The sequence below is a fragment of the Phocaeicola coprocola genome (assembly GCF_041333015.1).
Classification (GTDB): domain Bacteria; phylum Bacteroidota; class Bacteroidia; order Bacteroidales; family Bacteroidaceae; genus Phocaeicola; species Phocaeicola coprocola.
Map to the genome: position 1 here is coordinate 250,912 of NZ_JBGKGM010000004.1, position 26,515 is coordinate 277,426.

General features: G+C 39.5%; 22 protein-coding genes and 5 tRNA genes. 8 read left to right on the forward strand and 19 right to left on the reverse strand.

Annotation, left to right across the window (positions count from 1 at the left end; translation table 11 throughout):
- Positions 1 to 31: 31 nt before the first annotated feature.
- The gene (gyrA, locus tag ACDG22_RS11665; protein ID WP_270213038.1) at positions 32 to 2,569 is read right to left on the reverse strand and encodes a DNA gyrase subunit A; all 2,538 of its coding nucleotides are present in this window, start codon (positions 2,567 to 2,569) and stop codon (positions 32 to 34) included.
- A gap of 388 nt (positions 2,570 to 2,957) precedes the next feature.
- Between gyrA and ACDG22_RS11670 the strand changes: the two genes are divergently transcribed.
- The 8 genes from ACDG22_RS11670 to ACDG22_RS11705 all read left to right on the forward strand — a co-directional run bounded on the left by ACDG22_RS11670 (position 2,958) and on the right by ACDG22_RS11705 (position 10,877).
- Complete coding sequence (locus ACDG22_RS11670) at positions 2,958 to 5,498, forward strand: ATP-dependent Clp protease ATP-binding subunit (protein WP_007569600.1); 2,541 nt, start codon at positions 2,958 to 2,960, stop codon at positions 5,496 to 5,498.
- A gap of 130 nt (positions 5,499 to 5,628) precedes the next feature.
- Entirely contained in the window at positions 5,629 to 7,674 is a 2,046-nt protein-coding gene (htpG, locus tag ACDG22_RS11675) for a molecular chaperone HtpG (protein ID WP_370858890.1), read from the forward strand.
- A 336-nt stretch (positions 7,675 to 8,010) separates the two neighbouring features.
- On the forward strand, positions 8,011 to 10,314 hold the full coding sequence (locus ACDG22_RS11680) for a patatin-like phospholipase family protein (protein ID WP_022125435.1): 2,304 nt from the start codon (positions 8,011 to 8,013) through the stop codon (positions 10,312 to 10,314).
- A 79-nt stretch (positions 10,315 to 10,393) separates the two neighbouring features.
- Positions 10,394 to 10,467: transfer RNA gene (locus ACDG22_RS11685), tRNA-Arg, on the forward strand.
- A gap of 26 nt (positions 10,468 to 10,493) precedes the next feature.
- Positions 10,494 to 10,567: transfer RNA gene (locus tag ACDG22_RS11690), tRNA-Arg, on the forward strand.
- A gap of 28 nt (positions 10,568 to 10,595) precedes the next feature.
- Positions 10,596 to 10,669: transfer RNA gene (locus tag ACDG22_RS11695), tRNA-Arg, on the forward strand.
- Between the two features lie 30 nt (positions 10,670 to 10,699).
- Positions 10,700 to 10,773, forward strand: a tRNA-Arg gene (locus ACDG22_RS11700).
- A 30-nt stretch (positions 10,774 to 10,803) separates the two neighbouring features.
- A tRNA-Arg gene (locus tag ACDG22_RS11705) sits at positions 10,804 to 10,877 on the forward strand.
- 45 nt (positions 10,878 to 10,922) lie between these two features.
- On the opposite strand, the gene ACDG22_RS11710 is transcribed toward ACDG22_RS11705, so the two are convergent.
- From ACDG22_RS11710 to rpmB, 18 genes are all read right to left on the reverse strand, one after another.
- Positions 10,923 to 12,056, reverse strand: a complete 1,134-nt coding sequence (locus ACDG22_RS11710) for a universal stress protein (protein ID WP_270212227.1) — start codon at positions 12,054 to 12,056, stop codon at positions 10,923 to 10,925.
- A 99-nt stretch (positions 12,057 to 12,155) separates the two neighbouring features.
- Positions 12,156 to 12,410: a hypothetical protein gene (locus ACDG22_RS11715; protein ID WP_007569591.1), complete on the reverse strand. Its 255-nt coding sequence runs from the start codon at positions 12,408 to 12,410 to the stop codon at positions 12,156 to 12,158.
- A 121-nt stretch (positions 12,411 to 12,531) separates the two neighbouring features.
- Positions 12,532 to 13,239, reverse strand: a complete 708-nt coding sequence (locus tag ACDG22_RS11720; RefSeq protein ID WP_040312068.1) for a phosphatase PAP2 family protein — start codon at positions 13,237 to 13,239, stop codon at positions 12,532 to 12,534.
- Between the two features lie 28 nt (positions 13,240 to 13,267).
- Entirely contained in the window at positions 13,268 to 14,020 is a 753-nt protein-coding gene (locus ACDG22_RS11725) for a tetratricopeptide repeat protein (RefSeq protein WP_007569585.1), read from the reverse strand.
- Between the two features lie 26 nt (positions 14,021 to 14,046).
- The gene (locus tag ACDG22_RS11730; RefSeq protein WP_118484804.1) at positions 14,047 to 15,876 is read right to left on the reverse strand and encodes a BatD family protein; all 1,830 of its coding nucleotides are present in this window, start codon (positions 15,874 to 15,876) and stop codon (positions 14,047 to 14,049) included.
- Positions 15,877 to 15,914: 38 nt separating this feature from the next.
- Positions 15,915 to 16,613, reverse strand: coding sequence for a tetratricopeptide repeat protein (locus ACDG22_RS11735; RefSeq protein WP_007569582.1), 699 nt, complete (start codon positions 16,611 to 16,613; stop codon positions 15,915 to 15,917).
- Positions 16,614 to 16,617: 4 nt separating this feature from the next.
- Positions 16,618 to 17,643, reverse strand: coding sequence for a VWA domain-containing protein (locus tag ACDG22_RS11740; RefSeq protein ID WP_007569580.1), 1,026 nt, complete (start codon positions 17,641 to 17,643; stop codon positions 16,618 to 16,620).
- A gap of 14 nt (positions 17,644 to 17,657) precedes the next feature.
- Complete coding sequence (locus tag ACDG22_RS11745; protein WP_007569578.1) at positions 17,658 to 18,656, reverse strand: vWA domain-containing protein; 999 nt, start codon at positions 18,654 to 18,656, stop codon at positions 17,658 to 17,660.
- A 21-nt stretch (positions 18,657 to 18,677) separates the two neighbouring features.
- The gene (locus tag ACDG22_RS11750) at positions 18,678 to 19,772 is read right to left on the reverse strand and encodes a BatD family protein (protein WP_007569573.1); all 1,095 of its coding nucleotides are present in this window, start codon (positions 19,770 to 19,772) and stop codon (positions 18,678 to 18,680) included.
- A 7-nt stretch (positions 19,773 to 19,779) separates the two neighbouring features.
- A complete protein-coding gene (locus ACDG22_RS11755) occupies positions 19,780 to 20,649 on the reverse strand; it encodes a DUF58 domain-containing protein (protein WP_007569565.1) in 870 nt (289 codons plus the stop codon).
- A gap of 148 nt (positions 20,650 to 20,797) precedes the next feature.
- A complete protein-coding gene (locus ACDG22_RS11760; protein ID WP_007569562.1) occupies positions 20,798 to 21,793 on the reverse strand; it encodes an AAA family ATPase in 996 nt (331 codons plus the stop codon).
- Between the two features lie 186 nt (positions 21,794 to 21,979).
- A complete protein-coding gene (locus ACDG22_RS11765; protein WP_007569560.1) occupies positions 21,980 to 23,095 on the reverse strand; it encodes an HU family DNA-binding protein in 1,116 nt (371 codons plus the stop codon).
- Positions 23,088 to 23,378, reverse strand: a complete 291-nt coding sequence (locus ACDG22_RS11770; RefSeq protein WP_007569556.1) for an HU family DNA-binding protein — start codon at positions 23,376 to 23,378, stop codon at positions 23,088 to 23,090. The genes ACDG22_RS11765 and ACDG22_RS11770 overlap by 8 nt, the downstream gene beginning before the upstream one ends.
- A 24-nt stretch (positions 23,379 to 23,402) precedes the next feature.
- Entirely contained in the window at positions 23,403 to 24,701 is a 1,299-nt protein-coding gene (gene rimO / locus ACDG22_RS11775) for a 30S ribosomal protein S12 methylthiotransferase RimO (protein ID WP_007569555.1), read from the reverse strand.
- Positions 24,698 to 25,660: a signal recognition particle-docking protein FtsY gene (gene ftsY, locus ACDG22_RS11780; RefSeq protein WP_007569554.1), complete on the reverse strand. Its 963-nt coding sequence runs from the start codon at positions 25,658 to 25,660 to the stop codon at positions 24,698 to 24,700. Before ftsY ends, rimO begins: the two co-directional genes overlap by 4 nt.
- Positions 25,661 to 25,857: 197 nt before the next feature.
- Positions 25,858 to 26,013, reverse strand: coding sequence for a DUF4295 domain-containing protein (locus ACDG22_RS11785; protein WP_007558249.1), 156 nt, complete (start codon positions 26,011 to 26,013; stop codon positions 25,858 to 25,860).
- A 9-nt stretch (positions 26,014 to 26,022) separates the two neighbouring features.
- Complete coding sequence (gene rpmG, locus ACDG22_RS11790; RefSeq protein ID WP_007569553.1) at positions 26,023 to 26,211, reverse strand: 50S ribosomal protein L33; 189 nt, start codon at positions 26,209 to 26,211, stop codon at positions 26,023 to 26,025.
- Positions 26,212 to 26,230: 19 nt separating this feature from the next.
- Complete coding sequence (rpmB, locus tag ACDG22_RS11795) at positions 26,231 to 26,491, reverse strand: 50S ribosomal protein L28 (protein ID WP_007569552.1); 261 nt, start codon at positions 26,489 to 26,491, stop codon at positions 26,231 to 26,233.
- Between the last annotated feature and the right edge of the window lie 24 nt (positions 26,492 to 26,515).

A 26,515-nucleotide genomic window follows, 5' to 3' on the forward strand; every position in this document is an offset into this window, starting at 1 on the left:
GATTTAGTAATACAAATATATTCAATTTATTTTATTCTTGTTTTTCGTCGGCAGAACCTTCTTCATTAAAAGGTATACCATCTACAGAAACAGAGTCTTCATTATCTACATTCTCCTCTTCCGATTCAGATGTTACCTTACAAACAGAACCAATCTGATCATTACGCTTTTCAAGGTCTATCAGACGAACTCCCTGAGTTGCACGTCCCATAATGCGAACACTTGCTACATGCAAACGGATAGTTATTCCCGATTTATTGATAATCATCAAATCGTTTTCATCTGTTACAGACTTGATTGCAACCAGTTTTCCTGTCTTTTCAGTAATGCTTAAAGTCTTAACACCTTTACCACCGCGATTAGTTTTACGATAGTCTTCAATATCAGAACGTTTTCCGTATCCATTCTCAGAAATAACCATAATAGTTTCTTCCTGCGGATTTTTAATACAGATCATGCCAATTACTTCATCTGTACCGTCTTCATCGAGTGTAATACCACGAACTCCGGTTGCTGTACGTCCCATCTCGCGAACTGCACTTTCATGGAAACGAATAGCACGTCCGTTACGATTAGCAATGACAATCTCATTGTTTCCATTGGTCATACGTACTTCAATTACACGGTCATCCTCGCGAATTGTTATAGCATTTACACCATTCTGACGCGGACGAGAATATTGTTCAAGCAATGTTTTCTTGATTACTCCATTCTTTGTGCAGAACAATACATAATGACTATTGATAAATTCTGTATCATTCAGATTCTTAACACGCAGATATGCAGTAACAACATCATCAGAATCAATATTCAGCAGATTTTGTATAGCACGACCCTTCGATGTCTTGTTTCCTTCAGGTATTTCATATACTTTCAGCCAGTAGCACTTACCTTTCTGAGTAAAGAACATCATGGTATTATGCATTGTAGCCGGATAAATATGTTCGATAAAGTCTTCGTCACGAGTTTCACTACCCTTCGACCCTACTCCACCACGATGCTGTGCACGGAATTCAGACAACGGAGTACGTTTGATATATCCCAAATGAGAAATAGTTATCACCATTTCATCATCAGCATAGAAATCTTCCGGATTGAATTCTTCCGAAGCATATACAATTTCAGAACGTCGCTGATCACCATATTTTTCCTTCACTTCGATAAGTTCATCCTTGATAACCTTCTTACAAAGTTCTTCATTAGTCAGAATTTCTTCAAAGTAGGCAATCTGTTTCATCAGTTCTTCATATTCAGCATGCAACTGATCTTGCAGAAGTCCTGTAAGCTGACGAAGGCGCATTTCTACAATAGCACGCGACTGAACTTCTGTCAACTGGAAACGATCCATCAAATTTGTGATAGCTTCATTCGGAGTCTTGGCAGCACGTATGATGCGAATTACTTCATCGATATTATCAGAAGCAATTATCAGTCCTTCCAATATATGAGCACGTTCCTTAGCCTTGCGCAAATCGAACTGAGTACGACGGATCACTACTTCATGACGATGCTCAACAAACAATCGAATCAAGTCTTTCAGATTCAGCAACTTCGGACGACCATGTACCAAGGCAATGTTATTTACGCCGAAAGATGTTTGCAAAGCTGTCATTTTGAACAGCTTGTTCAATACAACGCTGGCATTCGCATCACGTTTTACATCAATTACAATGCGCATACCTTCACGGTCGGACTCATCGTTCACATACGAGATACCTTCTATTTTCTTGTCATTTACCAGAGCTGCTATATTCTCTATCAGCTCCTTCTTATTTACATTATAAGGAATCTCGTTAACGATAATCTTATCGTGTGTAGGATGTGATTCGATTTCCGTCTTGGCACGCATTACCACACGTCCACGTCCGGTTTCATAAGCATCACGCACACCGCTTATACCATAAATATATCCACCAGTCGGGAAATCAGGAGCTTTGATATAATGCATGAGTCCATCTACATCAATATCGTTATTGTCAATGTAAGCAACACATGCATCGATTACTTCCGACAAGTTATGAGTCGGCATATTGGTAGCCATACCTACTGCAATACCCGATGCTCCGTTTACGAGAAGATTAGGTATACGTGTAGGCATTACGGTCGGTTCCTGTAATGTATCGTCAAAGTTATTCGTGAAGTCAACAGTCTCTTTATACAAGTCCTGCATCATGTCTTCACCTATTTTCTTCAAACGAGCCTCTGTATAACGCATTGCAGCCGGACTATCCCCGTCTACAGATCCGAAGTTTCCTTGTCCGTCGACCAATGGATAACGCATAGCCCAATCCTGCGCCATACGCACCAATGCACCATACACAGATAAATCTCCGTGCGGATGATATTTACCTAAAACTTCACCTACGATTCTTGCTGCTTTCTTATATGGCTTGTCTGAAGTATTTCCCAGCTCCATCATACCGTATAAGATACGACGATGTACGGGTTTAAAGCCATCTCTTACATCTGGAAGGGCGCGAGCAACGATTACCGACATAGAGTAGTCGATGTACGACTTCTTCATTTCCTCCTCGATGTTGATTTTTATTATTCTGTCTTGTTCTTGCATTGAAACAAAATTAGTTATTATTTAGATCTCTCTGGCTTATTAAAAACCACGCTAAAGTACGACATTTTATTGAAACAGCAAAAAAAAATATAAAGTTTTAGCCATTCCCTACCTCGACCTCGGTTAAAACTATAAACAAACTCAAAGGCTTAACACCAAAGAATTTTACCAGGATAAAAAATCATTGGGAAATATTACCTGCAACGAGTTTGCTTTTTACCAGATCGATATTTCATTGACATAAAAGACAATCTTTCCACATTATACGAAGCAAAAGCGCAACATATCTGGCATGATTTTTGTTAAATAGAAAAAAGAGCTTATTATAGTATTATATTTATAATGTATCTTTGCAAAAAGAAATGTTTTGAGGGAGAAAACCAAATTTATGAATAATCCATTTTCACAAAGAATATCCGACGTAATACAGTTTAGTAAAGAAGAAGCAAATCGCCTGCGCAATAATTATATAGGTCCAGAGCATCTGTTGTTGGGACTTATTCGCGAAGGTGAAGGAAAAGCTGTCCAAATATTGAAAGACTTATACGTAGACCTGGAAATGGTCAAAAAAACGTTGGAAAACGATTTAAGATCATCGGCTGTAACTCCTGAAAATTATTCAGAAGATATTACATTCGATGAGAAAGCATCGAAAATATTAAAAATGAGCATATTGGAGTCGCGCATACTGAAAAGTCCGGCTACCGATACAGAACACATGTTATTAGCAATTATGAGAGAAAATCAAAATAAAGCCTCACAGATATTGGAAGAGAATGAGGTTACTTATCAGAAAGTAATGGACAAACTTGTCCCCAAGGCTGAACCGCAAAGCGGACTGGATTTCGGAGAGGATGAAGAAGAGGAAGAGGAAGGCATACGCCGACAGCCAACAGGCAACGGAGAAAGCTCATTCTTCTCACAAGAAGCAAAGCAAACCACTCGTACACAGCAGCAAAAGCCTAACAATGACACTCCTGTACTCGATTCATTCGGTACAGACATGACAAAAGCTGCCTCAGAGGGCAAGCTCGACCCGATTGTCGGCCGTGAAAAAGAGATAGAACGTCTGGCTCAGATATTAAGCCGCCGCAAAAAGAATAATCCGATTTTAATTGGAGAACCAGGAGTCGGAAAATCTGCAATCGTTGAAGGTCTGGCACTACGCATCATCGAGAAAAAAGTATCACGTATCTTGTTTGATAAGCGCGTGATTGCACTCGATATGACGGCTGTAGTGGCTGGAACCAAATACCGCGGACAATTTGAAGAGCGCATCCGTGCAATTCTCAACGAATTGAAGAAGAATCCGAATATCATTCTGTTTATCGATGAAATTCATAACATAGTGGGTGCCGGTTCGGCAGCGGGCTCTATGGATGCCGCCAATATGTTGAAACCAGCATTGGCACGTGGTGAAATTCAATGTATCGGTGCAACCACTCTCGACGAATACCGTCAGAATATTGAAAAAGACGGTGCTTTGGAGAGACGTTTCCAGAAAGTTATTGTAGAACCGACTACACCGGAGGAAACACTTCAGATTTTGCAAAATATCAAAGAGAAATACGAAGAGCATCATAATGTGACTTATACAGACGAAGCTCTCGAAGCATGTGTCAAATTGACAGACAGATACATTACCGACCGTAATTTCCCTGACAAGGCCATTGACGCTATGGACGAAGCCGGTTCACGTGTACACCTGAAAAACATCACAGTTCCTAAAGAAATAGAACAACAGGAACAGATGATAGATGAAGCACGCACACATAAAAACGAAGCCGTACGTCTGCAAGACTTTGAACTGGCTGCCAGTTTCCGCGATCGGGAGAAGTCATTGATGAGCGAACTCGAAGATATGAAACAGCGTTGGGAGGAAAGTTTGAAGGAAAATCGGGAAACAGTTGACAAAGAGCAGATAGCAGATGTTGTTTCCATGATTTCCGGAATACCTGTACAGCGTATGGCCCAAGCTGAAGGTATCCGACTGAAGGGCATGAAAGAACAATTGCTTGCTAAAGTTATTGCTCAAGACAAAGCCGTAGACACCTTGGTAAAAGCTATCCAGCGCAGTCGTGTAGGTTTGAAAGACCCCAACAAGCCTATCGGAACATTCCTTTTCCTGGGGCCTACCGGAGTTGGAAAGACTCATTTGGCAAAAGAACTGGCCAAGCAGATGTTTGGTTCGGCAGACGCTCTTATCCGTATTGATATGAGTGAATATATGGAAAAATTCACCGTTTCACGACTCGTAGGTGCTCCTCCGGGATACGTAGGTTACGAAGAAGGCGGACAGTTGACAGAAAAAGTACGTCGCAAGCCCTACTCTATCGTTTTGCTGGATGAAATAGAAAAAGCACACTCCGACGTATTCAATTTGCTGCTTCAGGTAATGGATGAAGGACGTTTGACTGACAGTTATGGCAGAACTGTTGACTTCAAAAACACAGTGATTATCATGACGTCAAATATCGGAACACGCCAGCTGAAAGAATTCGGCAAGGGAATCGGTTTTGCCGCACAAACCCGTACAGACGATAAGGAGTATTCACGAAGCGTCATAACGAAAGCGTTGAACAAATCGTTTGCTCCGGAATTTATCAACCGACTCGATGAGATTATTACATTCGACCAGCTTGATATCAATGCACTGGAGAAAATCATTGATATTGAACTGAAAGGACTTTACGAACGTATGGAATCTTTAGGTTATAAGCTGGTTATCGATGATGCAGTCAAGCGTTTTGTTGCGTCCAAAGGATATGATGTACAATTCGGCGCACGTCCTTTGAAGCGCTCCATCCAGAATAATCTGGAAGACGGACTGGCAGAACTTATCCTGAATGAAGATCCTCAAGCAGGAGATACTATTCATGTTGGTTTAAACGCAGAAGGAAATGAAATAAAGATGGAAATCGTAAAATAAAGCAATACGATAAACATTAAAGAAACAGACAAAATGTCAGGCGAAATTCGTCTGGCATTTTTTTTGTCAGTATGCCATCGTAATTTGTTACAAACGAATCAAAATAGTAAAAAATTAAAATATAAGAACTATGCAAAAAGGTAATATTGGGGTAACAACAGAGAACATCTTCCCCATCATTAAGAAATTTTTATATAGCGATCATGAAATATTTCTTCGTGAATTAGTTTCAAATGCAGTCGATGCTACACAAAAACTGAAAACTTTGGCATCTACAGGAGATTTCAAAGGCGAATTAGGCGACCTTACTATCCATGTAAAAATAGATAAGGATACAATTACCATCTCCGATAGAGGTTTAGGACTTACTGCCGAAGAAATAGATAAATATATCAACCAGATTGCCTTCTCTGGAGCTAATGACTTCCTGGAAAAATATAAGAACGATGCAAATGCAATCATCGGACATTTCGGATTAGGTTTCTATTCTGCCTTCATGGTAGCAAAAAAAGTAGAAATAGTAACCCGTTCTTATAAAGAAGATGCCAAAGCTATCAAATGGAGTTGCGACGGAAGTCCTGAGTTTACTCTGGAAGATGCAGAAAGAGATGACAGAGGAACAGATATCATTCTGTACATCGACGACGACTGCAAAGAATTTTTGGAAGAGTCACGTATACAGGGATTGCTTAACAAATACTGTCGTTTCCTGCCGGTTCCGGTTGCTTTCGGAAAGAAGAAAGAATGGAAGGATGGCAAACAGGTAGATACAGAAGAAGACAATATCATCAACAGCTCTTGCCCTATCTGGACTAAAAAGCCAAGCGAACTGAAAGATGAAGATTACAAGAAGTTCTACCGCGACTTGTATCCGATGTCGGACGAACCTTTATTCTGGATTCATCTGAATGTAGACTATCCGTTCAACCTGACAGGTGTACTTTACTTCCCTAAGATAAAGAGCAATATCGATTTGCAGAAAAACAAAATACAGTTATACTGCAATCAGGTATATGTTACAGATTCTGTAGAAGGTATCGCACCCGACTTCCTGACATTGCTTCATGGTGTAATCGACTCACCTGATATACCACTGAACGTTTCACGTTCTTACTTGCAGAGTGATTCGAATGTAAAAAAGATTTCTACATACATCACCAAGAAAGTGGCAGACCGTCTGCAATCTATCTTCAAGAACGACCGTAAAGAGTTTGAAAACAAATGGGATGACCTGAAGATTTTCATCAATTACGGTATGCTTACTCAGGAAGACTTCTACGAGAAAGCAAATAAGTTCGCCTTGTTCAAAGATACAGACAGCAAATATTATACTTTCGAAGAATATCAGACTCTGATTAAAGACAATCAGACAGATAAGAACGGAAGTCTGATTTATCTGTATGCCAACAACCTCGACGAACAATATACATACATTGATGCTGCAAAGAACAAAGGCTACAATGTATTGCTGATGGACGGACAATTGGATGTTCCGATGATAAACATGCTGGAACAAAAGTTCGAAAAGAGCCATTTCACACGTGTCGACAGTGATGTAATCGACCGTCTGATTGTCAAAGAAGAACAGAAAGGTGAAGAATTGGCAGATACCAAACGTGAAATTTTGGCAACTGTATTCAACGGCCAGTTACCTAAGGTACAGAAGACAGAGTTCCATGTAGAAACACAAGCTATGGGAGAAACATCCGCTCCTATCATTATAACTCAGGCTGAATATATGCGTCGTATGAAAGAAATGGCCAACATACAGCCGGGAATGAGTTTCTATGGAGAAATGCCTGATATGTTTAATCTGGTTCTTAACAGTGACCACCGACTGATCAAACAGGTATTGGATGATGCAGAAGCTTCCTGCTCAGAAAAGCTGGTTCCTGTAGAATCTGAAATCGCTATGCTGAAGCTTCGCGAAAGCGAATTCCACAAAGCTCACGAAGGCAAGAAGGATGAAGAAATTCCTACAACAGAAAAAGATGAACTGCATGACATCGAGAAGAAGCTTGATGAACAGAAAAAACAAAAAGACAGTATCATTAATGAGTATGCTGCAAGCAATAAGGTCGTACATCAGTTGATCGACTTGGCCTTATTACAGAACAACATGCTGAAAGGGGAAGCTCTGACAAACTTCGTAAAACGTAGTATTGACCTGATCTAAAAGCATTCTCTCTCAAAATATCTAACGCCGGATAAGGGCTTCAGCCTTTTATCCGGCGTTTTTTTGTCTATACATACAATTTTCAATATCAATCTTCTATAAATTCTTCATCTTCTTTTGTCAAAAATATCATGAATTTTTTAAAAAATTTGTACGAAAATAAGGAAGCTTTGTACAAATTTTCAAAAAACATCAGGTTCTTTTCCGGCAATGTTCTGATTCATCAAAATTATCTATAGCCAAATCTTCCTTAAAAGGACGCAATTTTTCCCTTTTTCTTGAATAGATAAGGAGTTTTTTTCTATCTTTGGTTTTATATCAAAAATAATTCTATTGATGAAAAAAGCATTATATATGTTCTTCCTGCTTTTTGTTCTGACATTCCAGATACAGGCACAAAAAGTTGGTCTTGTATTAAGTGGAGGCGGAGCAAAAGGCCTGACCCACATAGGTATCATCAGGGCATTAGAGGAAAATCACATTCCTATCGACTATATAGCCGGAACATCTATGGGAGCTATTGTGGGTTCGCTATATGCCATGGGGTATTCGCCCGATGATATGGAAAGATTACTGAAATCGGACAGTTTCAAACGATGGTATACGGGAAATATAGAGGAAAAATATATTTACTACTTCAAGAAAAACCCTCCTACTCCTGAATTCTTGAATATCAGGGTTTCTTTAAAAAATCCCCTGCACAAGGTAAAGACGCAGTTTCTTCCTTCCAGTGTGGTAGATCCGTTGCAAATGAACCTGGCCTTTCTCGAGCTCTTCGGTCAGGCCACTGCTGCATGCAACAATGACTTCAACCAGCTTTTTGTGCCTTTCAGATGTGTTGCTTCGGACGTATACAACAAAAGGCCGATGATATTTGAAAAAGGAGATCTGGGAGATGCTGTCCGGGCTTCCATGAGTTTCCCTGCCATGTTCAAACCCATAGAAATAGATTCGACACTGGTTTACGATGGAGGAATCTACAATAATTTCCCCGTAAATGTAATGGTAAACGATTTTCATCCGGATGTCATTATCGGAAGTGTAGTAAGTTCCAACCCGGGAAAGCCTCAGGAGGGAGATATCATGGGACAGCTGGAAAACATGATTATGCAAAAGACTGATTACTCTCTACCCGACTCATTGGGCATTTTGATGACTTTCAAGTACGACAATGTGAATCTGATGGATTTCGACCGCTTTGACGAACTCCACGACATCGGTTACAACCGTACCATACAGCTCATGGATTCTATTAAGGCACGTATCTCACGACGAATCAATTATCGTCAACTGGAGCTGAAACGTATTGCTTACAAGAAAAATATGCCAGAGCTGCGCTTTCGCGAAATCTCGATTACAGGCGGAAACGAGCAGCAAAAGAAATATATTCGCAAAGAGTTCCATTCATCGGATCACGAAATATTCTCTTTGGAAGACTTACGGAAAGGTTACTTCCGTCTGATGTCGGACAATATGATATCAGAAATCATTCCGCATGCAGTATACAATAAAGTTGATACAACGTTTACCCTACACTTAAAAGTAAAGATTGAAGATGACTTATCGCTCCGTGTAGGAGGAAACGTAGGCTCAAACGGCGCTAACCAAATTTATGTAGGAGCTACCTACCACAACTTGAACAACTTCTCAAAAGAAGTTTCGCTAGACGGACAGTTAGGACAAATTTATAACAATTTGCAAATAGCAGGACGCATTGATTTCCCTACCCATATTCCAACATCCTTCCGCCTGGTAGGATCAATCTCTTCATTCGATTATTTTAAGCAAGAAAAACTTTTCTCAAAAGGTAATTCTCCTGTTTTCAATAAAAAGAAAGAGAATTTTGTCAAGCTGCTGGTTTCAATGCCTTTCCTTACACGCCAGAAAGCAGAATTCGGCATCGGAATCGGAAAAATACAAGACCTGTATTTCCAGAACAATGTCATTGACTTCAACAATGACAAAAATGATATCAGCAACTACACTATTTTCGGAGGGTCTGTGGCAATGGATGGAAATACACTAAACAGCAGACAATATGCCACAGCAGGACGCAGAGAGAGACTTGTGGCACATATATACACCGGAACGGAATCATATGAAGCAGGATCAACTCCAGACCCGTATAACGGTACATATAATTATGTCCAGTCCTGGCTGCAATTATCCTATGAAATGGAACGATATTATTCGCTTTCCTCCAAATTCGTATTGGGGAACTATATTCGCGCCTACTATTCTTCACGTAATTTCAGCCATAATTATACCGCAACCATGATGCAGGCAGGTGAATTCTCACCTACACCACATAGCAAGATTACGTATAATGAAGCTTTCCGTGCCAATCAGTTCATCGGAGCCGGCATTATGCCTATCTTCCAGATAACACCAGTCTTCCATGCCAGAGCAGAATTTTATGGCTTTGCTCCTATTTTTCCGATAATGCGTGACGAAGAATCGAAAGCATATTACGGTGAATTATTCAGCAAAATAGAATATATGGGAGAAATTTCACTTGTTGCCAAACTTCCATTCGGAGCGATAAGCGTTTACCTAAATCACTATAGCTCACCGTCAAACAACTGGAATCTTGGCATTACATTGGGCTGGCAGATATTTAATTCACGATTTATCGAATAAAAAACTTAAAAAAAGAGCGAAAATATTTGGAAGTTTAGCAGAAACTCTATACTTTTGCACCCGTTAAGAAAAAAGACATGGCCGCGTAGCTCAACTGAATAGAGTAGCTGACTACGGATCAGCCGGTTACAGGTTTGAATCCTGTCGCGGTCACTCTTCTTTCGAAGCAATGAAGATATGGTCGCGTAGCTCAACTGAATAGAGTAGCTGACTACGGATCAGCCGGTTACAGGTTTGAATCCTGTCGCGATCACTCTTCTGATTGAAATATTGAAAGAATTGGCCGCGTAGCTCAACTGAATAGAGTAGCTGACTACGGATCAGCCGGTTACAGGTTTGAATCCTGTCGCGGTCACTCTTCTTTATTGAAATGTTGAAAAAGTATGGCCGCGTAGCTCAACTGAATAGAGTAGCTGACTACGGATCAGCCGGTTACAGGTTTGAATCCTGTCGCGGTCACTCTTCTTTATTGAAATGTTGAAAAAGTATGGCCGCGTAGCTCAACTGAATAGAGTAGCTGACTACGGATCAGCCGGTTACAGGTTTGAATCCTGTCGCGGTCACACAAAAGCCCTTACCTATTTGGTGAGGGCTTTATTATTTTATTCTTATTTAATAATAAGAATAGGTGTATTAGAATGGAAAAGCATCTTTCGTGCAATGCTAGGATTAAACAAGCGGGCAAAGATATTACGTTTATAATTCGAAGTACATATCACATCTATACCATTTTCCTGCACAAACTGATCCAGATTGCCCAGCAAATGATCTTCATCAATATTCAAGTAAGTAAACTCAAGCTGTGGATATTGTTTCTTAAAATACTCTTTGATACCCGCCAGTTTAATTTCATTCCATGTACGCTTTTCTTCGTGAGAATTCACATGGATAAAGGAAATCTCAAACTTATTGTCTTTAAAAGTAGTTATCAATGAATCGAAAGCGATCAAGTCACGCTGGTCGAAACTGGTAAACAAAGCAATCTTATGAATATTCTCAAGAGATTTCTCCGGTGCATTCTCTGGAATTGCATACACAAATGAACGGCTCCGTTCAATAACTTCAGCGGTCACACTTCCTATCAGATTCAGATCTTTCTGATGCTCACCACGAGTACCCATGACGACAATCAGAGGTTTCTCCTGACGAATATAGTATAATATTTCTTCTTCCGGTATTCCTTCACGCAACACACATGTATATTTTACATTCGGATATTCTCCGTTCTGTATCTTTTCATTTATATTCTCCGATAATTTATTCAACTGTTTATGTATGTTTTCTATCATTCCTTTAACCGTTGTCACATCATTTCCTGACGGAACCTGATAGTTTTCTATGTCATACTGCAAACTAGGAATATAAATCGGTGTGAAATGAACATGCAATAAAACAACTTCTGCATGCATACGCGAAGCTACATTGAAGCCAAAATCACATGCTTTAAGAGAATAAGCTGAAAAATCAACAGGAATCAGCACTTTAGGAACTTTTTCAGAGTCGGAGTCAGCAGATTTCTCTTCCAGAATCTCAGAAGACAGCCACGAAGAACTTTCTATAATTTTCAAGGCACGAGGCAAATCACTTTCCTTAATACGTACTCTTACTCCCGATGAAATTACCGGCTGGATGAGATTCACATTATGAATGTACGATTCTATACCTTCACTTTCGAGTACAGATTTCAGGATTTGTGCTTTCGAATAGGTAAGAATGGATAATGTAATGAGTTTATCTTCCATAGACTAAAGTTTTAAAAGGTTTCACACAGAATCATACTTAACAAAAAATCCTAATCAGTAAAATACATACCGATTAGGATTTTGCACTTATTGTCAGCTTTAGGCTGTTTGCTCTTTCAGAATTGCTATTGCTTTATCAAGCACGGTCGTATCGTCCAACATCACCAACCCACCGTCTGGACCGGGTTCCAGATGGATACCTACGCTTTTGCCATCCTTAAAATTATGTCCACCGAAGAAGTTACGTACGGTTTCTACACTCAAGTTTAATTCATCGGCAATGCGATGCATGCTTCCGCTGGGTAATGAATCCTTAATTTTACGAAGTTCATTGAATGTTATCGTTCTGTTCATAGTAATCAAAATTTAAAGTGTTAGACAAAATCTTTTGTTAATTCACGATATAAATGTAATGAAAGAAAATGAATAAGCAAACAAAAATTTAACTTTTTTGCTATACCTGCAATTATTTTGCTCAGAAATAAAAGGATTTGCAAACAACTAATGCAGCCACTACTGCATAGAAATAAGTCAATAACAGAACGGTATGAAACACTTTGATATCAGTTATCTCAAAACCCGTGATAGTATATTGTCCAGAAACATATTGGGCCTGATCGAAATATTTTTTCTCGATAAATGCATACAGCCAGTAAACCAATGAAGCTATTACACATCCTGCAACAGCACCACAAATAATATCTCCCGGATAATGTACCCCTAAATATATACGTGAAAAAGATGGTATCAGTGCCCATATATACATAATGACAGTCATCCAGCAATTACGTATGAGCAAAGCTACAAAGGTAGCTACAGCAAATGTATTGGCAGCATGGCTTGATATAAATCCATATGCTCCTCCCCTGTAGCCATTCACGACATTCACCATATACATTATTTCCGGATCCTGAGCCGGACGGAAACGCATAAACAAGGGTTTGCAAAGACCTGAAGAGAACTGATCGGCAAGCGTTACAGTCAAAACCAGCATCACGAGTATAAGCAACCCTTGAGTAAATTTAGTATTCTTGAATATGATATACAGCAACATAGCACCAACCGGAATCCATATCTTTGTTCCGGAAACAGTCCACATAAATCCGTCCCAGAACAAGGAAGAACTTCCGTTCAGAGTTAATAACAATTCTTTATCTGCTTCAATCAGTTGCTGTATATCAATCATAAATATCTGTTATTACAGAAAATAATCAGATAACTTCTATTGCCGAAACAGGAAGCCATCCTTTTTTTCCATCTTCCAGACGGATTTCTTTCCATCCTTTCATGGAATTGTCTTCTATATATACCTTAGTACCTTCATGCAGTACAAACAGGTCTGTTCCACTCTCGTTAGGAGTACTTTTAACTGTAATACTTGGCGACATAACGATAGCTCCTGTACGGTTCAGCAATTCATCTTTCTGTTCGCTTGCGAAGAAGTTTGCACATACAGCTACGACTAAAAATATGATAGCTGCAATGAAGCCTATCTTCTTGAATACAATTCTATTACCAAATATATACAGTGCCAGTCCAGCCAAAAGGAGAAGAAACGCTATGATAGCAGTTACCCCCCATCCGCTTTCACTCATGCAGTTAGTCAGCGATTTTACCCATGTCACAATAAAAACTTCACTTGTAGGAGTAACCTGATCAACTGTTTTACTTCTTGCCATTTCCAGATTGAAACGAATATCTGCATCTCCTGGATTCATCAATAGCGCACGTTCATAGTTTAATACGGCCTTAGCGATATTTTTATTCTTATAATAACTGTTTCCCAAATTATAATAAATATCAGCCGACTCACCTTCTGAAGCCAAAATAGCTTCATATTTTTCTATCGCATCCGCAAACTTATTTTCCTGATAATCTTTGTCTGCTTCAGCCTTTGTAACAGAGGCAGAAGCAAACTGAAAGAGTCCGATCAGGAATGCTATTATTATAGATAGTCTTTTCATATCAATTTTTGTTGTTCGGTCTGTTGTTAATGTTTGATACTATTCTCCATTTTACTGATAGCTTCTACCGATGTAGTATAAACTTTATCCATTGCTTCGTTTTCATCTCCCGGAGCATAACGAGCAAATTCACATTCATTCAAGGCATTGATAAAGTCTTTTATTACATCATCAGCAACTCCGTATTTCGCCAGCTCGGCTTCTATATTATCTTTCGAAAGTTGTGAAACCGGAATACTCAGCTTGTCACTGATATATCCCCACAAAGCTTTCAATACTTCATCATAGAACTCATTTTTACGATTTTCTGCCAATAGTTTTCCGGCAAGCTTCATTCTCTTGGTTGCCACTTTATTTGCTTTCTTGGTCTTTACTTTAGCCACATTTGCATTTTCGGCCGCCTGCTTACGGAAAAATACCACCAGTCCCACGAACAAAACAAATGGTATGATATACCATAAATAGTAACTGATTGTTCCGAAGAAGACATCACCCTTTGGCATAAGCTTCGTATCGCCCAACTTTATAAATCGGATATCTTGGCCCAATACCTTTACATTTTCCTTGTTCGTAAAGTCTGCAATTACCTGATCGGCATTTCCTTTACCTTTTGCTACATTAATATTGTAAGCCTCAGTTTTCAGCGTTTTATACGAATTTGTCTTTAAATCGAAATATGTAAACTCAACAGGCGGAATCGTAAAGTTTCCAGCATGACGTGGAATGGCCAGATATTCTATTGTCTGACTGCCGGTAAGCCCGCTTCGTGATACATCGAAATTATTTGTTACCTTAGGATCGTAAACTTCAAAGTCTTCAGGGAATTTCACTTCCGGAGTACTTATCAGTTTCATATTTCCTGATCCGTTGATAGTCAGTTTAATAGTAACAGCATCATTCGTCTTTACATCTTTTGCATTGATAGAAGACGAAAGAGTAAATTCACCTACACCTCCTGAGAAGTTTTCAGGCTTTGCCGGAAGAGGCTGCACGTTTATAGTCAGTTTAGGAGTTACAATTTTCTTCTTCACTTCCCGATAACCACCTCCGTTGAAGAAAGCATCAAACGGATCATCTGAAATTGTCTGTACAGCTACAACTCCTTCGAAAGTTATTGAAGGTATCTCCAACTTACCTGTCTGCTGTGGGAACAATATATACTGACTCCAGACTGTCGTGTTATAGTTACGTCCTTTATAGTGTTCCAATGAGAAAGTCTTTTGCTGAGGCAATTCTATTTCTTGCGTATGGAACCCTTTCAAGTCCGGCATTTTACCAAACAGCTGACGAAGATTTACAAGCGTATATACTTTATAAGTCAGCAAGATAGCTTCCTGTTCGTGTACAGTGGTCTTGCTGGCAGTTGCTGTAATAAACAAATCATTGTTAGTTATACGTCCGCTCGCAACTTGACTTGCACTCTGAGAAGAACTTCCCTGGCTGCTTTTAGCATTTCCAGCCGACTGATCGGGAGGAAGGACCTTTATAGTTATGGCATTAGAAAATATCTTCTCACCTTCGGCTTCGATACTGGCTGCCGGTATCGTGTAAGTTCCCGCATCACCTGCCATCAATATATAAGTATACGTAATAGAACTGCTTGAAGATACCTTGCCATTAATAATTTGCGTACTACTCTGCTGAGAACGGCTCGGCCCCATCAGCACATCAAACCCTTTTGTTATAGAAGGAGCGCGAAAATCCTTCACTTTTTGTGTGTTGACCGTAAATGTCAAGCGAAATTGATCCCCGCTTACTACCACATCGGGAGCTTCAGCCGTCAAAGTCGCTTTTTTATCTGCCCATGCATATACTGTAGTAAGAATCAACAGTAGAAAGAAAGTAAATTTCCTCATCATTTCCTTATTTCGTTTATATAATTATTCACCTAAAATTACCAGTCTTTTTCCAATTTACGTCCTTGAACCTGAACAGCTTTCTTCACCTTGTCCTGTACGTTCTTTTCGTCCTGCATGGCAGCTTTCAACAGTTGTTCCGCATTTTCTTTCGACATTTGGTTTTCATTCTGCTGCTGTTGCTGGTTGTTCTGCTGTTGGTCTTTCTTATCTTGTTCCTGCTGGTCTTTATTCTGTTGTTGTTCGTCTTTTTTCTGATCTTGCTTCTGATCCTTTTCCTGATTCTGATCTTGCTGCTGTTGCTGGTCTTTCAGCTGCTTTTGAGCAAGTGCCAGATTATATCGGGTTTCATCATCTTTCGGATTATTCCTCAGAGCCTGTTTATATGCTTCGATACATTGAGGCAACTGCTTCGAAGATTGCAGAATCACTCCCATATTATGATAAATCTGAGCCAGTTTAGCCTTGTCTTTCTCTACACGCGATGCTGCTTCAAACTGTTCCATAGCTTCCTTTGCCTTCTGCTGCATCAAGAGAGCATTTCCCAGATTGTACATCGCATCCGTAGACTTCGGTTCAAGCTCCAGTGCTTTACGATAATCGACTTCCGCTTTTACAAAAGTGCTGTCTTTATATAGCTTATTTCCACTGCGCAAATAGTCACGTTCTGTTTTCTGTCCGTAAACTGCAACAGAAACAAACATGAGTCCCAGCATCATATATTTTTTCCGCAACATAAAATCAATTCTGTTTAAAGAGTTTTATATTCTTGAATAGTGGATTCTTACGCTCCAGCAACATTAAATCTGCTGCAAGCAAAATCAAGGCGAGCCATGCCAATACCTGGAACTGCTCATCAAACTCTGTAAAGACCTGAGTCTCCACATCAGCCTTAGCCAATTTGCTTATTTCTGCGTTCAATGCCCGTTCTGCATTATTTGTATTATCTACCCGAACATAGATGCCATTACCTGCTTTTGCTATCTCCTGACACATCTGTTCATTCAAGCGGGTTACGATAACATTGCCATCCTTATCTCTACGGAACTCATTCGTTCCTTCTGCCGGAATGGGCGCTCCATCAGGAGAACCAACTCCCAACACAAATACGCGAACACCTTTCTTGGCAGCTTCCTGCGCTGCTTCGACAGCTCCACCTTCATGGTTTTCTCCATCAGTTATAAGTACAATGGCACGACCGACTCCCTCATTTGGAGTAAAACTTTTCATAGCCAGATTAATGGCTCCGGCGATATCAGTTCCTTGTGTTGAGATAAGTGAAGGATTAATGGTTTCCAAAAACATTTTGGCAGAAATATAATCGCTTGTGATAGGCAACTGGGTAAAAGCCTCTCCCGCAAACACAATCATGGCAACTTTATCATTATTGAAAGTTTCCACCAAACGGGAAATTAATTTCTTCGATTTTTCCAGACGGCTGGGAGTAACATCCTGAGCCAGCATAGAATTGGATATATCAAGTGCTACAACAGTTTCAACTCCCTGACGTTTTACAGTTTCCATTTTTGATCCGAACTGAGGACGGGCCAGCATAAAAATAACCATAGCCAGTGCAGCAAAAACGAGCCAGAACTTTACATCCGGACGGTATTTCGATACATCAGGCATAAGATGCGCCAACAACTCCGGATCACCATATTGGGCAATCTTTTTACGTCGGCGATAATTGGAATAGAGATATAGCCCTACCAATATCGGCAATATGATAAGTAGATATAAATAAACAGGTTCTCCAAATCGAAACATAATTATTCTTGAATTTAAGGTATTTTCTTTAATACTGTATTACGCAGCAAAATTTCCAATAAAATACAGAAGAAAGCAATCAAAGCAAAAGTAGCATAAGCTTCTTCCCGCTTACTGAATTCTTTGACGTTCAGTTTTGTTTTTTCCAGCTTATCTATTTCTCTGTAGACTTCCTCCAGTTTTGAATTGCTGGTAGCACGGAAATAATTTCCGTTTGTTGTTCCGGCAATTTGGGTCAGTGTTTGTTCGTCAATCTCTACTGGAACATTGACATACTGAACTCCTGCATAGGTCTGCATTGGATAAGGAGCTGTTCCGTTCGTACCCACTCCGATAGTATAAACACGGATACCAAACTGTTTAGCTATTTCAGCCGCAGTCAGTGGAGAAATATCTCCGCGGTTATTACTACCATCTGTCAGCAAAATGATGACTTTCGATTTAGCCTTACTGTCTTTCAGTCGGCTAATAGCATTGGCAAGTCCCATACCGATAGCAGTACCATCTTCTATCATTCCACGCTGAGCGATATCACCTTTGATACTATTAAATAAATTCAATAATACCCCATGATCTACCGTAAGCGGACATTGGGTAAATGCTTCTCCAGCAAAGACAGTCAGACCGATGTTATCATTTGGACGTCCATTTATAAATTCAGCAGCTACTTGTTTAGCAGCCTCCAAACGGTTGGGTTTCAAATCTTCAGCAAGCATACTGGTTGATACGTCCACTGCCAGCATGATATCGATACCTTCTATTTCTGTATTTTGCCAGTTATCAGTTGTCTGAGGACGCGCCAACACTAATACAATCATGACAAAGGCTACAATTCTCAAAACAAAAGGGGCATGAAGAAGATAAATCTTCCAGCTCTTCGGCGCATTCATATACATGCGGGTAGAAGATACCTGCATAGTAGGTTCTGTTTTCTTTCTACGCATGAAGTACCATACGATATATGGTATCAGCAGAAGCAACAAAAACAGATATTCCAGATTTGCAAAAATCATAGTTCTTACACAAGTTAAATGTTAAAAAAAGAGGTCGATTATGTGGCAAATAACCAAATACAGGCAAACTACAGCACCAATACTTACCACTGAAATACTGCATAGAAGCGCAATTCTACCTTGTTTTGAACGCTTCTCTTCTACCCTGATTTCTGTTGGTTCTTTCTTCACATTCGGATCTTCTTCCACTTTGGTTTGATTAATAAAATCAACGGCATTCACCAGATTCATGTCATTTTCATTCATCATAGGTGCATGCTTAGCAAATTTTACAAGATCGGCCGTCATAAACAGAGTCTTCAAGTCACTGATTGACTGTTGATCTTTTACTTCCAACAAATGTTCAATGATTTCCGAAGATGTCATTTCCAGCGCATTGAATCCAAAGCGATCTTTTATATATGTACGAAGTACCTCGGTCAACTCCGTATAATACAGTTTCGGATCTTCACGTCGCACTTGTTTGTCAGCCTTAATCTCCTCAATCTTCTTCATGGCAGCTTGATGAGGAGGTAATTTAGGTTCAATTTTAATAATCTTGATAATAGGCTTGTTATCGCGGTAACGAATGATAAAGAACACAGCTGCCGCACCCAATATCAGCATAGCAAGTGCTGAATAAACCAACGGAGCAAGATCATTCCAAGTTATAGGCACTTCCCGAATATCTTTTGGTCCAAAGAACTGATCCGGATGTAAAGTATCTACCGGAATCGAATAAACTTTCAACGCCAAAGCTTTCGAGCGGTATGCCTGATCGTTTACCAGAACCTCAAAAGGAGGAAGATAATACAATGCAGAGTCAAATGAAGTAATCGTATACTCTTGTGAGATCAGCCAGCGCTTATCATTATTCAGCAGCTGAGTATCAGGCTTTGCAACATCCAGAATTTCAACACCTGTAACCAATGTATCACGAAGTAACGGCAAACGCAACTTCTGATTAGCATCCATGCTTACCTGAAGTTTTATTTTTGCTTGCTCGCCGATAAGAAGCTGTAAAGAGTCGATGGTAGCTTCTACCGTAACTTGTGCTTTTACAGCTGGAGCTGCAATAAACAAAAGCAACGCACACCATAATGCCTTCACATATCTCTTGCTACTATTGTATTTCATAATTATTTTAGTTTCGTTTCGCAAATAAATTAAGCAATGCTTTCACATAATCCTGATCAGTACGTACCGATACAGCATCCACATTGCTATGAGTGAATATCTCATGAAGCTTTTGCTGACGAGATTTCCACCATTCGTGATGAGTTTTCCGTAAAGATTTTGATGAGGTATCAATCCATTGCTCGTGGCCAGTTTCAGCATCTCTTACTTTCATAAGACCTACATCCGGTAGCTCTTCCAAACGACGGTCGTATACCTGCAGAGCTACTACGTCATGTTTTCTGTTGGCAATCGTCAATGCATTCTGAAAATCACGGTCATCTATAAAGTCGCTCAACATGAATGCCGTACAACGTTTCTTCAAAACGTTTGTCAGATACTCAATGGCACACTGAATATTTGTACGTGTACTCTCCGGCTTAAAGTCCAGCAATTCACGAATGATATACAAAATGTGTTTACGTCCTTTTTTCGGAGGAATAAATTTCTCGATACGGTCTGAAAAGAAAATTACACCAATCTTATCATTATTCTGGATAGCCGAGAAAGCCAGGGTAGCCGCAATTTCCGCAACCATATTTTTCTTCAGCTGCTTCACTGTACCAAAATCCAAACTGTTCGAAACATCGACCAGCAACATGACAGTCAGTTCACGTTCTTCCTCGAAAACCTTTACGAATGGCTTGTCAAAGCGAGCGGTTACATTCCAGTCTATATCGCGCACATCATCGCCATACTGATATTCACGCACCTCGGAAAAGGCCATTCCCCTGCCCTTAAAAGCCGAGTGATACTGGCCGGCAAAAATATTGCTGGAAAGCCCTCGTGTCTTGATTTCTATCTGACGAACGCGTTTTAATAGTTCACTTGTTTCCATTCTATTTTCGGATTACGCTTTGTATTTCCAAAGCAAAATACACCAAATATTACATATCATTTACTTAATGATATGCTTTCTTCTCCAACCTGAGCAATCTGAATCCAAATTGCTCAGGCAAAGTATTCTTTATCGTTCCGATAAATGATTAGGGCACTTCTACTTTATTCAAGATCTTGCTTACAATCTCATCAGAAGTAACATTGGTAGCTTCGGCTTCATAAGTCAAGCCAATACGATGACGAAGCACGTCATGAGCAACAGCACGAACATCTTCCGGAATTACATATCCACGACGTTTGATAAAAGCATAGCTTCGTGCGGCCAGTGCCAGATTAATAGATGCACGAGGAGATCCTCCGAAACCTATCAGGCCTTTCAGATCCTTCAAATCATATTTCTCCGGATAACGAGTAGCAAATACAATGTCTGCAATATACTGCTCAATCTTTTCATCCAGATAAACCTGATGAACAACCTTACGAGCTTCCATGATATCTTCTGCCTTCAAAATTGGAGAAATCTTAATTTTATCACCTGATATATTCTGGCGAATAATCTTCTTTTCTTCTTCCAGCTTCGGATAGTCAATGATTACCTTCAACATGAAACGGTCCACCTGTGCTTCAGGCAATGGATAAGTACCTTCTTGTTCGATCGGGTTTTGAGTTGCCATTACCAAAAATGGTTCAGGCAAGCGGAAAGTTTCTTTACTTAATGTAACCTGACGTTCCTGCATAGCTTCCAGCAAAGCACTCTGTACTTTCGCAGGAGCACGGTTAATTTCATCAGCAAGAACAAAATTTGCAAAAATAGGACCTTTGTTTGTAACGAACTGCTCATCTCGCTGGCTATATATCATTGTACCCAACACATCGGCAGGAAGCAAGTCTGGGGTAAACTGAATACGACTGTATTTAGAGTCGATTAACGATGCCAGTGTTTTGATTGCCAATGTTTTTGCCAATCCAGGAACACCTTCCAGCAAAATATGTCCGTCGGCCAATAAACCGATTAATAATGATTCAACCAAATGTTTTTGACCAACAATCACCTGATCCATACCAGCCATCAGGTTGGTCACGAATGCACTCTGGCGTTCAATGCGCTCGTTTAATTCACGAATGTCAATAGCTTCAGCCATAATTTCTTTATTTTTATGTTTTCAAATATACATTTTAACTACCGGTCAACTGACCTTTTTTATCGAAGCCAAAAGTACGGCATTATATTAACAGAAGCAACTAATTTTTATTAAAAAAACTAGTTGCTTCTATCGTTTAAGTCTTATTGGATTAAAGATATTTAAATAATATCGAAACGTATGCCGTTATTTCTTATCAGCCTTAGGTGACAATTCCGGTATTTTAATCGTAGTTCCAACAGGAACCACATCTGCATTTTTAATTATATCTTTATTATGTTGTACCAAATAGGGCCATAATTTTTTATTTCCATAAAATTTGAATGCGACACGCACCAGACTTTCTCCCGGTCTGATGGTATAAGTGGTTTTTGTACCTGTAATAGCATACTCAACCGTATCTGCCAAGGTTTCCCGTTTCACAACTGGAGTGATTGTTTTTTCTGGTGTCGGACTCATTGCTACAGATTCACGCACAGTGTCTTCCTTTGCATGTAGAATCTGTTGAGTTTGAATTACCGAATTCTTCTGGATTGGTTTACGAACAATAGTATCTTGTTTCAAGTCAGAGGCCTGCTTCTCCATAAGAATCCCAACTACAGATTCAGGAATATACCTTCTTCCTGAAAACATACTCCATACGACAATACCTCCTAAAATAACTCCAGCCAACAAAACTGTAGCCAACATGCACCATGGTAAACGAAATATATTCTTTCGAACAGGTTCCTCCTTAATCTCCGGAAGTTCATTTTGAGGCATTTGCATAACATTTTCCGAAACATCTTCCTGCTTATCAGATTTTTCTTCTACAGCAACAGCTTCCACTGCTACTTCGGGAGATGTTTGTGTGCTACCCTCTAAACAAGAATGAGATGCTTCTTCAGCTTCTACAAAAGCTGTTTCAACAGTTTCTTCCTCTTGCCCTTCAGTATCATCTTCCAACTCAGAAGTTTCCTCTAAATCATCAAAATGAGTATTTTCATTAAGCAAAACTGTTTCAAAATGACTAAAAGGCTTGTTTACGGTCTCCCTCATCGTTGAATCTGGAGTAAACGAAATACGTGAGTGTTCTCGTATTTCAATCCTCTCCCCCGTATTTATGTCGATACTTTCACGGGCATCAACCTCTATCAGCTTAAAAGTCCCCAGTCCCTTAATCTTTACATATTTATCAGATATTACAGATTCTTCGACAAGAGCAAAAAGAGTCCTTACAAATGCTTCTGCATCTGCCGGATTCATTTCATGGCGTTGCGCTAGCAAATCAGCCAAGTCCTGCTGTGTGAATTTATCACTCATTATCGAAGATTTTCTTTAATCGTTCTTTCCAGAGATTACTAGGTCTGAAATTCAAAATCAATTTAGGAGGAACAAGGAAGCGTTGTTTAGTAACAGGATTTACAGTAATTCGCTCCATTTTCTTCTTGACTTCAAATGTTCCAAAGTCCTGAATAGCGATTACTTTCCCTTCTTGTAACTCTTCACCCATTATTCCGGTAACTGATGTCAGCAACCGTGCCGCATCCTTGTTGGTATATCCCAAGCGGCGTGACAATTCGCCTATCAACTCTTTATTGTTCATGTCTTCCGCTTAATTATTTAAAAGCTATACTAACGTTGCATATAAATCAAAATCGTCTGCATCATAAACCTTCACCTGATGGAATGATCCTGTACGAAGCATTCTGCCTTCATCTTTGATCAAGACTTCCGGATCCACTTCAGGCGAATCAAACTCTGTACGGCCAATGTAATAATCACCTTCCTTGCGATCAATGATTACTTTAAATTCCTTTCCAATTTTATTATGGCTCAATTCATTTGATATTTCCTGCTGTATTTCCATCAGTTCATCCAGACGCTTCTGTTTCACGTCTTGTGGAATATCATCTTTATAATGTTTCGCAGAGTAAGTTCCTTCTTCTTCCGAATAGGCAAATGCTCCCATACGATCAAAACGTGCCTTACGGACAAACTCTTTAAGCTCCTCAAAATCCTGATCTGTTTCTCCCGGATGGCCTACCATCAACGTTGTGCGCAGATGAATTCCCGGAACCTCTTTACGAAACTCCTCTATCAACTGATATGTTTCCTCTTTTGTTACGTGACGACGCATCTTCGACAGCATATTATCACTGATATGCTGTAAGGCAATATCCATGTATTTGCACACATTATCATGTTCACGCATCACACGGAACAGTTCTTTTGGGAAATGTGCAGGATAAGCATAATGCAAACGTATCCATTTCACACCTGGAATTTCAGCCATACGTTCTATGAGTTCCGGAAGCATTTGCTTTTTATACAGATCAACGCCATAGTAGGTTAATTCCTGAGCGATAACCTGAAACTCTTTTACGCCCTCTGAAACGAGCAAACGTACCTCGTCCAATATTTCCTCCATAGGACGGGATACATGCTTTCCTGTTATAATAGGAATCGCACAATATGAACATTTACGGTCACAGCCTTCTGATATTTTCAAATAGGCATAATGCTTAGGTGTTGTCAGATGACGCTCTATAGCAAAATCTGAATGATATGTCTTACCTAAATCTGCCAATAGTTCATTCCAGTTAAACTTACCATAGAATTTATCTACTTGAGGAATTTCTACCTGCAGTTCTTTCAAGTACCGCTCCGAAAGACATCCCATCACATAAAGCTTCTTCAAACGTCCTTCTTCCTTAGCCTGGCAGAACTCAAGAATCATATTTATTGACTCCTCCTTAGCATCACCTATGAATCCGCACGTATTTATGACTGCAATTTCCCCTTGAGGATTTTCACTGTCATGAGTAACTTTATATCCATTGGCTTCAAGCTGTTTCATCAGCTTCTCCGAATCAACAAGATTCTTGGAGCACCCTAGCGTAATAATGTCTATTGTATTTTTTCTCATTTGTTAGCTGTACCAAACAATGAATCAACAAATTCTCGGCGACGGAAGATCTGTAAATCTTCTATACCTTCGCCCAAACCAATATATTTAACAGGTATCTTAAACTGATCAGAGATACCAATTACAACTCCTCCCTTCGCTGTACCGTCAAGCTTTGTTATCGCCATTGCATTCACCTCTGTTGCCAGTGTAAACTGCTTGGCTTGTTCAAAAGCATTCTGTCCTGTAGAACCATCCAGCACCAACAATATTTCATGCGGAGCATCTGGAACAACTTTCTGCATTACATTTTTAATCTTAGTCAGCTCGTTCATCAGGCCTATTTTATTATGCAAACGTCCGGCTGTATCAATAATAACCACATCGGCATTATTGGCAACAGCAGAGCTTAAAGTATCAAAAGCAACAGAAGCAGGATCAGATCCCATTTTTTGTTTTATAACAGGAACTCCTACACGCTCTCCCCAAATCACCAACTGTTCTACGGCAGCGGCACGGAAAGTATCGGCAGCACCCAGATAAACAGACTTCCCTGCTTTTTTAAACTGATAAGCCAGTTTACCGATGGTGGTAGTCTTTCCTACTCCATTCACTCCGACTACCATTATCACGTAAGGCTTTTTCCCTTCGGGAACAGTAAATTCTTCTGAATCGACCGTATTGTTTTCAGTAAGCAGAGCAGCAATTTCTTCACGCAAAATATTATTAAGCTCTTGCGTATTTACATATTTATCTTGAGCAACTCTTTTTTCGATGCGTTTAATAATCTTCAGTGTTGTTTCCACTCCAACATCAGAAGTTATCAGAACCTCTTCCAGATTATCCAACACTTCATCGTCCACTTTAGACTTTCCGGCGACAGCACGAGCTATCTTACCAAAAACACTTTCTTTTGTTTTGGATAAACCTTTGTCCAAAGTTTCCTTCTTTTCCTTCGAAAAAAAACTAAAAAATCCCATACGGCTTATGTTTATTATCTATTTATGATACAAAGATATAACTATTCTTGTTCACTCACAAATAAATATTACATCATTATTTACGACACCAGATCCTGTAAAGCATATTATCCACCCTCACAAGAGAATAGAAACAATAAAAAAAGTCCCCTTTGTCTTCCGACAAAAGGAACTTTTTTATCTATCAGAAAATAATATTATTTCTTAAAGAAGTCCTGAACTTTTTCGTTAGGAACCATTTGTTCATCAAAAACATAAGCACCAGTCTTAGGTGACTTAACCATTTTGATAACCTTAGTATAAGAACGTCCTTCTTTACCTGTCTGAAGGGTTGCGACTGTTTTCTTTGCCATGGTTTCTTATTATTTAATTTCTTTATGTACTGTTACTCTTTTCAAAATAGGATTGTACTTTTTCAATTCCAATCTTTCAGCGGTATTTTTTCTGTTTTTTGTAGTAATATAACGAGAAGTTCCCGGCATACCGCTATCCTTCATTTCTGTGCATTCAAGGATTACCTGTACTCTATTACCCTTAGCTTTCTTAGCCATAGTCTTTCTCTCCTTTTAATTAACCAATAATTTTGATAGTTTTCCAATCACAGTAACCTTTAGCAACAGCTTCATTCAGCGCAGCGTCCAGGCCTTTTTTGTTAATAACTCGCAAGCCGTTAGCACAGATATTCAGGCTAATCCAGCAATCCTGTTCTACATAGTAGAATTTCTTAGTAAACAAGTTCACATCGAAAGTTCTTTTAGTTCTTCTCTTTGAGTGTGAAACATTGTTGCCAATCATGGCTTTTTTTCCGGTAATTTGACAAATTTTCGACATTTCTATCTAGTTTTTATAGTTTTA